12 protein-coding genes and 1 pseudogene are annotated in these 13,001 nt (G+C 74.3%); 5 read left to right on the top strand and 8 right to left on the bottom strand.

Features of this window, described 5'->3' with window-relative positions; all coding sequences use genetic code 11:
• Nucleotides 1-96 precede the first annotated feature (96 nt).
• From ACPCUX_RS11660 to ACPCUX_RS11650, 3 genes and pseudogenes are all read left to right on the top strand, one after another.
• A complete protein-coding gene (locus tag ACPCUX_RS11660) occupies nt 97-1,107 on the top strand; it encodes a FecCD family ABC transporter permease (RefSeq protein WP_051876863.1) in 1,011 nt (336 codons plus the stop codon).
• Complete coding sequence (locus ACPCUX_RS11655) at nt 1,104-1,976, top strand: heme ABC transporter ATP-binding protein (protein WP_114553527.1); 873 nt, start codon at nt 1,104-1,106, stop codon at nt 1,974-1,976. Before ACPCUX_RS11660 ends, ACPCUX_RS11655 begins: the two co-directional genes overlap by 4 nt.
• A gap of 162 nt (nt 1,977-2,138) precedes the next feature.
• Nucleotides 2,139-3,159, top strand: a pseudogene (locus tag ACPCUX_RS11650) (Abi family protein).
• Here the strand turns inward: ACPCUX_RS11650 and ACPCUX_RS11645 are convergent.
• The 8 genes from ACPCUX_RS11645 to ACPCUX_RS11610 all read right to left on the bottom strand — a co-directional run bounded on the left by ACPCUX_RS11645 (nt 3,156) and on the right by ACPCUX_RS11610 (nt 9,969).
• Nucleotides 3,156-5,252 carry an elongation factor G gene (locus ACPCUX_RS11645; protein ID WP_423388801.1) on the bottom strand — a complete coding sequence of 699 codons (2,097 nt, stop codon included), beginning with the start codon at nt 5,250-5,252 and terminating at the stop codon, nt 3,156-3,158. The pseudogene ACPCUX_RS11650 and the gene ACPCUX_RS11645 overlap by 4 nt on opposite strands.
• Nucleotides 5,253-5,356: 104 nt before the next feature.
• The gene (locus ACPCUX_RS11640; protein WP_137279831.1) at nt 5,357-6,181 is read right to left on the bottom strand and encodes a MerR family transcriptional regulator; all 825 of its coding nucleotides are present in this window, start codon (nt 6,179-6,181) and stop codon (nt 5,357-5,359) included.
• A 65-nt stretch (nt 6,182-6,246) separates the two neighbouring features.
• Nucleotides 6,247-7,401 (bottom strand): glycosyltransferase family 2 protein, encoded by a 1,155-nt coding sequence (locus ACPCUX_RS11635; RefSeq protein WP_423388800.1) that lies wholly within the window; start codon nt 7,399-7,401, stop codon nt 6,247-6,249.
• Complete coding sequence (locus ACPCUX_RS11630; RefSeq protein WP_423388799.1) at nt 7,398-7,556, bottom strand: hypothetical protein; 159 nt, start codon at nt 7,554-7,556, stop codon at nt 7,398-7,400. Before ACPCUX_RS11630 ends, ACPCUX_RS11635 begins: the two co-directional genes overlap by 4 nt.
• Before the next feature lie 202 nt (nt 7,557-7,758).
• Nucleotides 7,759-8,136, bottom strand: a complete 378-nt coding sequence (locus ACPCUX_RS11625; protein ID WP_137279832.1) for a hypothetical protein — start codon at nt 8,134-8,136, stop codon at nt 7,759-7,761.
• A 48-nt stretch (nt 8,137-8,184) separates the two neighbouring features.
• On the bottom strand, nt 8,185-8,715 hold the full coding sequence (locus ACPCUX_RS11620) for a DinB family protein (protein WP_034655021.1): 531 nt from the start codon (nt 8,713-8,715) through the stop codon (nt 8,185-8,187).
• A 34-nt stretch (nt 8,716-8,749) separates the two neighbouring features.
• Complete coding sequence (locus ACPCUX_RS11615) at nt 8,750-9,094, bottom strand: MazG nucleotide pyrophosphohydrolase domain-containing protein (RefSeq protein ID WP_170982051.1); 345 nt, start codon at nt 9,092-9,094, stop codon at nt 8,750-8,752.
• Nucleotides 9,095-9,195: 101 nt separating this feature from the next.
• Nucleotides 9,196-9,969 (bottom strand): YwiC-like family protein, encoded by a 774-nt coding sequence (locus tag ACPCUX_RS11610; RefSeq protein ID WP_423388798.1) that lies wholly within the window; start codon nt 9,967-9,969, stop codon nt 9,196-9,198.
• Between the two features lie 256 nt (nt 9,970-10,225).
• Here ACPCUX_RS11610 and nrdD point away from each other — a divergent pair, with 256 nt between their 5' ends.
• Together nrdD and nrdG are read left to right on the top strand one after the other, a co-directional pair.
• Complete coding sequence (gene nrdD, locus ACPCUX_RS11605) at nt 10,226-12,424, top strand: anaerobic ribonucleoside-triphosphate reductase (RefSeq protein WP_423388797.1); 2,199 nt, start codon at nt 10,226-10,228, stop codon at nt 12,422-12,424.
• Nucleotides 12,425-12,426: 2 nt separating this feature from the next.
• The gene (gene nrdG / locus ACPCUX_RS11600) at nt 12,427-12,999 is read left to right on the top strand and encodes an anaerobic ribonucleoside-triphosphate reductase activating protein (protein WP_423388796.1); all 573 of its coding nucleotides are present in this window, start codon (nt 12,427-12,429) and stop codon (nt 12,997-12,999) included.
• The last annotated feature ends 2 nt before the right edge of the window (nt 13,000-13,001 follow it).

Below are 13,001 nucleotides of genomic sequence, written 5' to 3'. Positions count from 1 at the left end.
GCCCCCGTGCCCGACGGCGCCCCGCGCCCCGGTGGTCGGCCCGCCCGGGTGGGGCCCGCCGTCGGGCGGCAGCGCCGCCACGCCGCCCGGTGGCTGATGGTCGGGCTGGGCGTGGCGCTCGCGGTGCTCACCGTCGTGTCCGGCATGACGGGCCAGGTGCCGGTGTCGCCCGCGGAGGTGCTCGGCTCGCTCGCGCACCACGTCGGGCTCGACTGGGGACCCATGCCGTCGCACCCGCAGGGCGAGAACGCGCTGTGGGTCGTGCGGTTCCCGCGCGTCGTCCTGGCGATCGTCGTGGGCGCGGCGCTCGCGTGCTCGGGCGCGCTCATGCAGGGCGTGTTCGGCAACCCGCTCGCCGAGCCGGGCGTCATCGGGGTGTCCTCGGGCGCGGCCGTGGGCGCGTGCGCGGTCATCGTCACCGCGGGCGCGCTCGTGCCCGGCACGTGGGTCGCCGCGGCGGCGTTCGCCGGCGGGCTCGTCACGACGTTCGTCGTCTACGCGCTCGCGCGCGCCGGCGGTCGCACCGAGGTCGTGACGCTCGTGCTCACGGGCATCGCGGTCAACGCGTTCGCGGGCGGGATGCTCGCGTTCTTCACGTTCGTCGCCGACCCGGCCGCGCGCGAGCAGATCGTCTTCTGGCAGCTCGGCTCGCTCGGCGGCGCGACGTGGCAGTCCGTCGCGGTCGTCCTGCCGATCGCCGTCGTCGGCGTCACCGGCGCGATGCTCGTGCGCCGCAGGATGGACCTGCTCGCGCTCGGCGAGCGCGCCGCGCAGCACCTCGGGGTCGACGTCGAGCGGCTGCGCCAGCTCGTCATCGTCCTCGTCGCGCTGCTCGTCTCCGCCGGGGTCGCGTTCACGGGGATCATCGCGTTCGTCGGGCTCGTCGTGCCGCACCTCGTGCGCATGGTGTGCGGGCCGAGCCACCGCACGCTCGTCCCCGCGTCCGTGCTGGGCGGCGCCGTCGTGCTGCTCGCCGCCGACCTCCTCGCGCGCAGCGCCGTCGCGAACGTCGAGCTGCCGCTCGGCATGATCACGTCGCTCGTCGGCGGTCCGTTCTTCTTCTACCTGCTGCGCCGCACGCGCTCGCGCCAGGGAGGCTGGGCATGAGCGACCTGCGCCACGAGGGGTCGTCGTTCCTCGGCGCGCTGCGCACCGCCGTCACCGGCGCCCGACGGCGGCCCCGCCTCCCCCGGCCGGCCGTGCCCGGCGACGTGGTCACCGCCGCGCACGGCGTGTCCCTCACCCTGGGCGAGGCGCCGATCCTGCGGGACGTGTCGGTCGACGTGCGCGCGGGCGAGGTCCGCGCGCTGCTCGGCCCGAACGGGGCCGGGAAGTCGTCGCTGCTGGGCGTCCTCACCGGCGACCTGCGCCCCGAGGCCGGGGACGTCACCGTGGACGGCCGCCCGCTCGCCGCGTGGACCCCGACCGAGCTCGCCCTGCGCCGGTCGGTCATGCTCCAGCAGGTCTCGCTGAGCTTCCCGTTCACCGCCGTGGACGTCGTGCGCATGGGCCGCTCGCCGTGGCGCGGCACCCCCTTCGAGGACGACGACGACGCCGCGGTCGCCGAGGCGCTCGCCGCGACCGACGTCGAGCACCTCGCCGACCGGCACTTCACCTCGCTGTCCGGCGGCGAGAAGGCCCGCGTCGCGCTCGCGCGCGTGCTCGCGCAGCGCACCGCGCTCCTCATGCTCGACGAGCCGACCGCCGCGCTCGACCTCAAGCACCAGGAGCTCGTGCTCCAGCTCGCCCGGGCGCACGCCGCCGCGGGCGGTGCGGTGGTCGTCGTCGTGCACGACCTCTCGCTCGCGGCCGCGTACGCCGACCAGGTCACCGTCCTCGCGGGCGGGCGCGTCGTCGCCGACGGCGGTCCGCGCGACGTCCTCACCGCCGAGCTGCTGAGCGGCGTCTACGACTACCCCGTCGAGGTCGTCGACCACCCCGGCGGCGGCGCGCCGATCGTCGTGCCGCGCCGCTGAGCGCGGGCGGTCGGCGCCCGGCAGCGCGTGGTGAGGCACCGGCGACCGCCGCCCTTGTCCGCCGTCCTCGAGGACGATAGGGTCGGGATCACGACATCCCCCACGCCTCTCAACGATGCGCAACCCGGGGGATTTTCTCTGCGCGGGGGGCGAAGAGAGCAGATGCCAGCACGACCGACGCGACCTCGGGGGCCGCACCGCTACGCCAAGCCAGCGCTCACGCACGACGAGCTGGTGGCGAGGATGATCGAGCGCGGGCTCGTCGTCCCGGAGCCGGAGCGCGCCGCCCGGTACGTCCGCCACGTGGGCTACTACCGGTTCTCGCCGTACCTCATCCCTTTCCGCAAGGAACCGGGCGCCGAGGCGCTGCGCGGCGGAACGACGTTCGACCAGGTGCTCGACCTGTACGTCTTCGACCGCAAGCTCCGTCTGCTCGTCATGGACGCCCTGGAGCGCATCGAGGTCGCGGTCCAGTCTCACCGACCACATGTCCGTGCACCGCGGTGGTCCTTCGTGGTACCGCGAGCCGGAGCACTTCAGGGACGAGCGTCGGCATCAGCGGTTCTTGGAGATGGTCCGGAAGACCTGTGAGGACCGGCTGGCGAGCGCACCCGAGAGCGCTTGGGGCGACCTCGCTCATGCCTCTGCGCTGGAGCACTACCTGACGACCTACGGCGAACCAGCTCTGCCGCCGTCGTGGCTGATGGTCGAGACGCTCACCTTGGGACAGCTGTCTGGCCTCGTCGGCAACTTGCGTCGCGCCTCCGACGTCGGCCGGGTGGCGCGCCCGCTGGGCCTTCCCGGCCCATTGCTGCTGTCCTGGCTGCGCACGTACGTACGGGTGCGGAACGTCTGCGCTCATCACGGGCGGCTCTGGAACGTCGGCCTCGGCGTCTACCCCGCGATCCCGACCTCGTCCTCGGTTCGGTGGCTCACCGACGAGGAGGTCCTCTCGTCGTCTGATCGCCGCAAACGCCTCTATCCGGTACTGGCCTCGCTCCAGAGCGTTCTGGCGGTGGTGTCACCTCGCTCCTCGTGGGCTCGGCGGTTGGGCCTCCTCCTCGACCAGCACCCCGACGTGCCGCTCGCAGGTATGGGCATCCCGCAGGGCTGGCGCTCCGACCCGTTCTGGTCGCACCACCTCGCTGCCGTGAGCACCACCCGTCGAGAAGGCCGTCCCTAGCGACTCGCCCCGACGCCGCCGGGGAGCACCTCGTAGCGGTCGGGCGCGGCCGTGAACGACCCTCGCCCGCCGGTGATCGAGCGCAGGTCGAGGACGTAGCGGGTCAGCTCGGCCTCGGGCACGAGCGCGTCGACGCGCACGCGGCCGTCGGGCAGGGAGTCGGTCGCGGTGATGTGGCCGCGCCGCGCGGAGAGGTCGCCCATGACGTCGCCCTGCGCGTCGGGCGGGACAGTCACGGTCACCGCGGAGACGGGCTCGAGCACGACCGTCCCGGCCGTGGCGAGCGCCTCCCGCACCCCCACGCCGCCCGCGGTGCGGAACGCCATGTCGGACGAGTCGACGGAGTGCGCCTTGCCGTCGAGGACCTCGACGCGCAGGTCCACGACGGGATAGCCGTGCGGTCCGCCGCTCTCCATGGCCTCGCGGGCGCCGCGCTCGACCGCGGGCAGGTACTGGCGCGGCACCGACCCGCCGACGACGGAGCTGACGAACGCGAACCCCTCGCCGCGCGGGAGCGGGGAGACGCGCAGCTGCACGACGGCGAACTGCCCGTGCCCGCCGGACTGCTTCTTCACGCGTCCCTCGACCTCGACGGCGCGCGTGATCGTCTCCCGGTAGGCGACCTCGACGGGCTCGGTCGTGACGCGGACGCCGAAGGACCGTTCGAGCCGTTCGACGGCGACGGCGAGGTGCGTGTCCCCGAGACCGCCGAGGACCGCCTGGGAGCCCGTGAGGTCGACGTGCAGCGTCGCGTCCTCGGCGCGCAGCCGGGTGAGCGCGGCGGACAGCTTGTCGTCGTCGGACTGCGACACGGGCCGCAGCGCGAGCGTGTACACCGGTGGCCGGGGTGGCAGGTCTCGCGCCGCGACGGGCATCCGGCGGCCCGCGAGGAGCGTGCCGGTCGACGCGGCGGAGAGCTTCGCGACGGCGGCGACGTCGCCCGCGACGACCCGGTCGACGGCCAGGTGCTCGCGGCCGCGCAGCCGGAAGAGCCCGTGGACGCGGTCGTCCGCGCCGGTCGCGGTGCTCACGAGCCGGTCGCCCGTCGCGACGGTCCCGGACAGCACCTTGAACACGGACACCTGCCCGACGAACGGGTCGACGACGGTCCGGAAGACGTGGACGAGCGCGTCGCCCGCGGGGTCGGCCACGACCTCGGACGTCACGGCCTCGCCCGACCCGGCGGCGTCGGGCAGCGCGACGACGGCCGGGCGGTCCGCGGGGGACGGCCCGAGCTCGCACACGAGGTCGAGGACCCGGTCCACCCCGACGCCGGTGACGGCGGACGCGAGCAGCACCGGCACGGCCTCGCCCGCCAGCACCTCGTGCGCGAGCGTGCGCTCCAGGTCGGCCGGGCCCGGTTCGTCGCCGCCGAGGTAGGCCTCGAGCTGGTCGTCGTCGTGCGTGACGATCTCCTCGACGACCTCGTCGTGCAGCGCGTGCTCCTCGTCGCGGACGTCGGCGGGGACCTCCTCGTCGTGGCCCTGCCAGACCCCCTGCCCCCCGCCGCCGTACTCGCGGGCGCGCTCGGTGAGGACGTCGGCCACGCCGTGCAGCGTCTGCTCCTCCCCGAGCGGGAGCTCGAGCGGCGCGAACGGCGCGTCGAACACGGCCCGGAGCGCGGCGAGGACGGTGCGAAAGCTCGCCCGCGCGCGGTCCTCCTGGGAGACGACGACGAGGCGGGGGATCCCCGCCTCGTCGCACCGTCGCCAGACCTCCTCCGTGCCCGACTGCACCCCGTCGACGGCGCTCACCACCACGACCGCGAGGTCCGCCACCGCGAGCGCCGCGTCCACGGACCCCGCGAAGTCGGGCGAGCCGGGCGTGTCGAGCAGCGTGACCTGGTAGGTCGTGCCGTCGGGCACGCGCCAGTCGAGGTGCGCGACGCCGAGGCTCACGGAGATGCCGCGCGCGACCTCCTCGGGCTCGTGGTCGCACACGGTCGTGCCCTCCGCGACGGAACCCGGGCGCGGGACGGCGCCCGCACGGTGGAGGAACGCCTCGGCGAGCGTGGTCTTGCCCGAGCCGCTGTGCCCGACGAGGGCGACGTTGCGGGTCGTGGCCGGGCCGGTGGACGTCGACGTCGTGGCCATGGCTGCCTCCTGGCGGCGGCGGGGCGCCGTGTCCCGCCGGGGTTCCAGGCTAGTGACGTCGAACGGATCGTGCCCGGGCCGGAGGTCCCGGCCCGGGCCCGGGGCTACAGGTGGGCGTCCGCGTAGACGCGCAGGGCGTCGCGCACGAGCGTCGCACCCTCGACGCCGCCGTAGTTCTTCGCGAACCGCTCGTCCGCGACGTACATCTCGCCGAGGCCGACGACGTACTCCTTGACCGGTGCCGCGCCGGCACCCGGGGTTCCGGGGATGCCGCCGAGCCACTCGACGTGGCGGCGCGCGAGCTGTTGCGCCTCGTCGGACGCCGGGTCGACGCCCCGGGCGGCCGCCGCGGCCCAGTCCTCTCCGAGCGCGCGCGTGCGGTCCTGCCAGACGGCGCGGTCGTCGTCGGACATCCCCCGCCACCAGGTGTCGCTCCGCGCGTACGCGTCCTTCCCCCAGCGGGCCTCGACCTCGTCGCGGTGCTGCGTGTGGTCGAACCCGTCGAACATGTCGTCCGCCATGAGCTCGCCACCTCCTTCCATCGTGGTGATCGTCCGTTCGACCGACGCGATCTGCCGCGCCAGCCGCTGCCGCTCCGCCCGCAGCCACCCGAGGTGGCCGCGCAGCGCCCGCACCTGGGCCTCCCGCCGGGCGCTGGCCGACGGCGGCCCGTCACCCTGCCGGGCGGGCGGGCCGTCGAGCGCCTCGCGGATCGCGGGGAGGCCGAGACCGAGGTCGCGCAGGAGCAGGATCCGCTGGAGCCGGACGAGCGCGTCGGCGTCGTAGTGGCGGTAGCCGTTCGCCGCGACCCGGCTCGGGGGGAGGAGCCCGACCGCGTCGTAGTGACGCAGCGTGCGGCTCGTCGTCCCGGCCAGGCGCGCGACCTCCTGGATGGACCAGTCGGCCGTGCGGGCGCCCGTCGTGCTCATCTCCCGCTCCTCCCGTGCGTCGGTGGTGCTCTCGTGCGGCACCGGGACCACGGTAGAAGTTGACGTCACGTCAAGGTCAACTGCTTCGGGCTGTCGGAGTTCTCGATGCTGCTCGCGGGAGCGGTCTCGGGCGCGTCCTCGGTCGCGCTCCCGGACGCGGTCGCGTGCGCCACGTGGTGCCACCCGGCGTCGCGCGACGTCGCGGCGAGGAAGCACGCCCGGACGAACGCCGCCTGGAGGAACAGGTCGTAGAGCAGCTCGGGCAGCACGAGCACGGCGAGCAGCCGGCCCCGGGGCCCGTTCCGCCACACCGTCACGACCCGTTCGAGCACGAGGACCCCGCCCACGGCAAGCCACGCCGGGACCACCCGGAACGTGCCCGCGACGACCGTCAGCGCCGTGAGGACGAGGAGGCTCGCGAGCATGAGCGTGCTCAGCACGAGCATCGCCTGCTGCCCGACGTACCGGGCAGTGACGCGCGTGAACCCGTACGCGTGCAGGTTGTCGAGCATCCCCTTGTACCAGCGGACGCGCTGGCGGTGCGGGTCACGGCACGTCGGCATGAGCTCCGTCGTGCAGGACATCCGCACCGGCGACGCGAGCTCGTAGCCGAGCGTGCGCAGCGCGAGGGTGAGCTCGGAGTCCTCGGTGATGGCGCCGACGTCGTACACGTCGCCGCGCCGCCCCGGGAGCCGGTCCCCGCGCGCGGCGGCGACCGCCCGCAGCGCCTCGGTCCGCACGAGCGCGGCCGTGCCCGTGAGGACGGACGTCCGCCCGGTCACGTCGATCTGCACGCCGTACCGCTCGTACTCGTCGGACTGGAGCTGCTCGAGCATCGAGCGCGGCGGGGTGCCGCGGAAGACACCACCGACCGCGCCGAGCTCCGGGCGCGCGTCGAGCAGGGCGAGGCCGTCCTCGACGAACGTCGGGGCGATGGTCGTGTCCGCGTCGAGCACGAGGACGTTCTCCGCCTCCACCCCGCGCAGCGCCTGGTTCAGCGCCCCGGCCTTGCGGCCGGTGTTGCCGACCGTCTCGACGACGTCGGCGCCCAGGCGGCGCGCGGTCTCGACCGTCGCGTCGGTGCTGCGGTCGGACACGACGACGACCCGGTCGACCGGGCGCGTCTGCGCCCGGACCGACGCGAGCGTCGTCGGCAGGGCCGCGGCCTCGTCGTGCGCCGGGACCACGACCACCACCCGTGGGAGCGTCGCCGCGCTCATTGGTGCTCCGCGAGCCGCCTGCGCAGGACGCGCGCCGTCATGACGAGCGCGAGCCCCGCCACGACGAGCGTCCAGGCTCCCATCACGTAGAAGCCCGCGATCGCTCCCGTCGTCGCGAGCACGGTCCCTGCCTGAGTCGTACCGAGCTGGTACACGATCCACCTCCTGTCGTCGTCGGTGGTTCCACCGTCCGTCGCGGAGGCCGGTACCCATCCGGGCCCGGGCGGCGGTGGAGCACCGCCCGGGACGTCGGGTGAGCACGCGGGGCCGCGGAGGAGTGCCCTGCCGTCGGGCGGTGGGTACACGACGACGCCCGGCCTCCGCGGGGTGCGGGGACCGGGCGTCAGTGGTGGCGCGTCAGGCGGTCGGCGCCGTCCCACCGTCGGACGGGGCGGAGCCGGGGCCGGGGCCGTCGGACGGTGCTGGCGAGGGCGCCGAGGTCTCCTGCGACGGGGCGGCGCGGCGCCGTCCGAGGACGAACCCGACCGCCCCGCCCACCAGCAGGGCTCCGGCTCCCGCGAGAAGCGCCGCGGCACCCGGCGGGTACGCGCCCACGGGGACGAACGTCGTCCCGGAGACCGGCGCGTACGCGAACCAGCCGAACGACGTCGGGCGGCTCGCGACCCAGAGCGCGGCGAGCAGCAGGCCCACCCCCAGCACGACGAGCGCCACCAGGGCGACGGCGGCGACGCGCGGACGGACCGGACGGGGCGCGGGCTGCTCGGGGGCGGTCACGTCCGCCATCGTCCCGGGCGACGGCCCCCGCGGCAACCGACCGCGGCGCTACTCCCCCACGGTCCCGTCGATCGCCTCGCGCAGCAGGTCGGCGTGACCGTTGTGCCGCGCGTACTCCTCGACCAGGTGCACGAGGATCCAGCGCAGCGTCCAGCGCTCGCCCGTGTGCCGGTCGGCGCGGGCGCTCAGCCGGTCGAGCCCGCCGTCCGCGAGCGCCGCGTCGAGCACCGCGTCCGACGCCGCGACCGCCCGGTCGAACAGCATGCGCAGCTCCTCCGGCGAGTCGCCCGCCGCGGAGGTCCAGTCCCAGTCGCGGTCGTCGGCCCAGTCCGCCGTGTCGAACGGGGGCATGAGCTCCTCGCCGCGGAACACCTGCGAGAACCACTGCGACTCGACGAACGCGAGGTGCTTGAGCAGCCCGCCCAGCGTCATCGACGACGGCCGCAGCCGGTGCGCGAGCTCCGCGGCGTCGAGCCCGGACGTCTTCCAGCGGAGCGTGTCGCGGTGGAAGTCGAGGAAGCCGCGCAGCGTGGTCACCTCGTCGGCGGCGACGGGCGGGTCGGTGCGGTGGTCGGTCACGGCGCCACCCTAGCGACCGCGCCGGTGCGCCCGCTCAGGGCAGGTCGGCCTCCCACGCGAGCCACTTCCGCCGTACCGCCGCCTCGACGTCGACGCCCTGGGAGCGCGCGAGCAGCAGCAGGTGCGCCAGGACGTCGGCGACCTCGTCCGCGAGCGGCGAGGCTCCGCCGTCGGGCCCGGGCGTCCCCGCACGTCCGCGCGGGCGGGTGCGCCCCGTCGCGGCGAGGAACGCCTGGGTCAGCTCGCCGACCTCCTCGGTGAGCTTGAGCATGAACCAGTCCGGGTCGCGGTCGACGCCGAACTTGCGCGCGTACAGCGCCGACACCGCCTCGACGCGCTCGCCGAGCGCGGGCAGGGTGAGGGGCGCGTCGTCGTCCATCGCGCCAGTGAACCACCTGGCACCTCCGACCGTTCGGCACCCACGGTCCGCGTTCGGCAGCACGAGGTGCCGAACCCCGCACGACCTGCCGAACAGCGGACCTAACGCACGACGAGCGCGACGACGAGCAGCAGCACCGTCGCGACGATCTCCCCGGTCCCGACGGCCCGCGGGCTCAGCCGTCGGCCCGGCAGCACCGCCGCCCGGGCGGTCGCGGCGGCGAGGAACGCCGTCGCCCACCACCACGTGGGGTCGTGCACGACGGCGACGACGCCCGCCGCGAGGGTGACCGCCGCGTGGTACGCGACCGAGGCGACGACGTACGACCGCACGCCGCGCTCGCGGATCATCGTCTTGACGTAGAGCACCGTGCCGAACAGGTACGCGAGGAGCAGCGCGGCGACCAGCCAGACGACGGCCGGGACGGCGAGGGCGGACGCACCCGCGGGCTGGCACGCCGCGTAGGCGACGACCGTCATGAGCGACGCGGCGACCGTGAGGGCGCCGCCCGCGGCGACCGACCGCTCGGTGCGCCGCGCCGACGCCCACAGCCCGAGCGCGAGGAACGGCACGAACGCGGGCGCCCAGGCCGCGAGCGCCGGGTCGAGCAGGAGCACGACCGTCCCGAGAACGGTCGCAGCCGCGCCGTACGTGAGCATCGGGCGCCGGTAGCGGGGCCGGCGGCGGGACTTCAGCCACAGCCCGGCCGCGGAGTAGGCGAGGTACCCGACGAGCCAGAGCGCGCCGAGCGCGAGGGTCACCGGACGGAACCCGGCGTCCTGCACGCCGCGCACCGTGCCGACCACGAACGGCAGCAGGAGCATGGGCCACGCGCCGTGCTGGTTCGGCACCCAGCCGGGCGGACGTCGGGCCACGTCCCGAGGCTAGCGCCGCAGGGGCCGGCTCCGGCGGCGCGGAGTCCCCCGTGCGCGCGGCCGCACGTCCCGGCCGCGGGGGACCTTCGTCCTGACCTTCGACGGCGTCCCGCGGCGCGCCGTCGTCCGCCGTCACACGCGGTCGTCGGACTAGATATGGTGGCGCAGCCGTGATTCACACCCCACATGTTGGGGTACGGTCCGTCGCGCAACCCCTGCGTGCCGGCGAGAACCCGGTGGGCAGAGGGGACGAGCGATGACCGCCATCGAGCTTGACCAGGCAGCACCGCACCGCACGACCGCCACGCTGGAGGTCCTCAAGCGCGACGGCCGGCGACGGCCGTTCGACGACGCCCGCATCCGCGCCGCCGTGACGAAGGCGTTCGCGGAGGTGCACGGCGACCTCACGGCGACGCACCGCCGCCGCGTGGCGGAGGTCGTCGACCGGGTCGACGCGGAGATCGCCGCGCGGTTCGACGCGACCGTGAAGATCTACGAGATCCAGGGCGTCGTCGAGCACGTGCTCCTCGAGTCGCACGAGTACGACGTCGCGCGCGCCTACATCGACTACCGCGTGCAGCGCGACTTCGCGCGCAGCCGGGCGACGGACCTCAACCACTCGATCGTGCGGCTGCTCGACAAGGACTCGACGGTCGTCAACGAGAACGCGAACAAGGACAGCGAGGTCTTCAACACCCAGCGCGACCTCACGGCCGGGACCGTGGGCAAGGCGATCGGGCTGCGGATGCTGCCGCCGCACGTCGCGAACGCGCACCAGAAGGGCGACCTGCACTACCACGACCTCGACTACCACCCCTACGCGCCCATGACGAACTGCTGCCTCATCGACTTCCGGTCGATGCTGTCGAGCGGCTTCCGGATCGGGAACGCGCAGGTGGAGCCGCCGCGCTCGATCCAGACCGCGACGGCGCAGATCAGCCAGATCATCGCGAACGTGTCCTCCAGCCAGTACGGCGGGTGCTCGGTCAACCGCATCGACGAGCTCCTCGCCCCGTACGCCGAGCGCAACCTGGAGAAGCACCTCGCGGACGCGCGCCGGTGGATCGCCGACGAGTCCGCGCACGAGGAGTACGCGCGCGAGAAGACCCGTAAGGACATCTACGACGCGATGCAGTCGCTGGAGTACGAGATCAACACCCTGTTCACGTCGAACGGGCAGACGCCGTTCACGTCGGTCGGGTTCGGTCTCGGCACGGGCTGGCTGGAGCGCGAGATCCAGCGCGCGATCCTCCAGATCCGCATCCGCGGCCTCGGCAGCGAGGGCCGCACGGCGATCTTCCCCAAGCTCATCTTCACGCTGCGCCGCGGGCTGAACCTCGACCCCGGCGACCCCAACCACGACCTCAAGCAGCTCGCGGTCGAGTGCGCGACGAAGCGCATGTACCCGGACGTGCTGTCGTACGACAAGATCGTCGAGCTCACCGGGTCGTTCAAGGTACCCATGGGCTGCCGGTCGTTCCTCCAGGGCTGGCAGGACGAGCACGGCCGGAACGTCTCCGAGGGGCGCATGAACCTGGGCGTCGTGACGCTCAACCTGCCGCGCATCGCGCTCGAGGCGGACGGCGACCTCGACGCGTTCTGGCGCCTGCTCGACGAGCGCCTGGAGACCGTGCACGACGCGCTCGTCTTCCGGATCGAGCGCTGCAAGGAGGCGACGCCGGGCAACGCGCCGATCCTCTACGTCCACGGGGCGTTCGGGGAGCGCCTCGCTCCCGGCGACGACGTCGACCGGCTCTTCCGCGACGGCCGCGCCACGGTGTCGCTCGGGTACATCGGGCTGTACGAGGTCGCCGCCGCGTTCTTCGGCGGCGCCTGGGAGCACGACCCGCGGGCCAAGGAGCTGACGCTCGACGTGCTGCGGTCCCTGCACGCGCACGCCGCCGGGTGGACGGCGCGGCTCGGCTACCGGATCAGCGTCTACGCGACGCCGAGCGAGAGCCTGACCGACCGGTTCTGCCGCCTCGACCGGGAGCGGTTCGGCGCGGTGCCCGACATCACCGACAAGGACTACTACACGAACAGCTTCCACTACGACGTCCGCAAGAGCCCGACGCCGTTCGAGAAGCTCGACTTCGAGGCCGAGTACGCGCGGTACACGTCGGGCGGGTTCATCCACTACTGCGAGTACCCCGTGCTCCAGCAGAACCCGCGGGCGCTGGAGGCCGTCTGGGACTACGCGTACGACCGCGTGGGCTACCTCGGCACCAACACGCCCATCGACCGCTGCTACGCGTGCGGGTTCACGGGTGACTTCGACCCGACCGCGCGCGGCTTCGCGTGCCCGTCGTGCGGCAACGCCGACCCGCGCACGTGCGACGTCGTGAAGCGCACGTGCGGGTACCTCGGCAACCCGCAGCAGCGCCCCATGGTGCACGGCCGCCACGCGGAGATCTCCGCGCGCGTGAAGCACCTGCCGGACTCGGCGTCGGCGTGACCGTGGCGCGCACCCCCGGCCCCGGCTGGCGCTCGGACCGCGTCAGCCAGGGGTACGTCGCGGACTACAAGCCGTTCGTCATGGTCGACGGCGAGGGAGTGCGCTGCTCCCTCTACGTGAGCGGGTGCCTGTTCGCGTGCGAGGGCTGCTTCAACGAGGCCGCGTGGAGCTTCCGCTACGGCCGCCCGTACGACGACTCCCTGGAGGACCGCGTCCTCGCCGACCTCGCGCACCCCGCCGTGCAGGGCCTGTCGCTGCTCGGCGGGGAACCGTTCCTCAACACGGGCGTGTGCCTGCGGCTCGTGCGCCGCCTGCGCGCCGAGCACGGCGACCGCCGGGACGTGTGGTGCTGGACGGGCTACACCCTGGAGGAGCTGCGCGCAGGGACCGCGGACCAGCGCGCGCTCCTCGCCGAGGTCGACGTGCTGGTCGACGGCCGGTTCGAGCTCGCGCGCCGCGACCTCACGCTCGCGTTCCGCGGCAGCACCAACCAGCGCGTGCTCGACGCGCGGGCCTCGCTCGCGACGGGCCGCGCCGTCCCGTGGGTGTCGGACCGCGCGACGACGAGCGCCTGACG

The organism is Cellulosimicrobium sp. AB352 (assembly GCF_049538415.1).
GTDB lineage: Bacteria > Actinomycetota > Actinomycetes > Actinomycetales > Cellulomonadaceae > Cellulosimicrobium > Cellulosimicrobium funkei.
The sequence above is the reverse complement of the archived record's forward strand: the minus strand, read 5'-3'. Positions and strand labels throughout refer to the sequence as shown.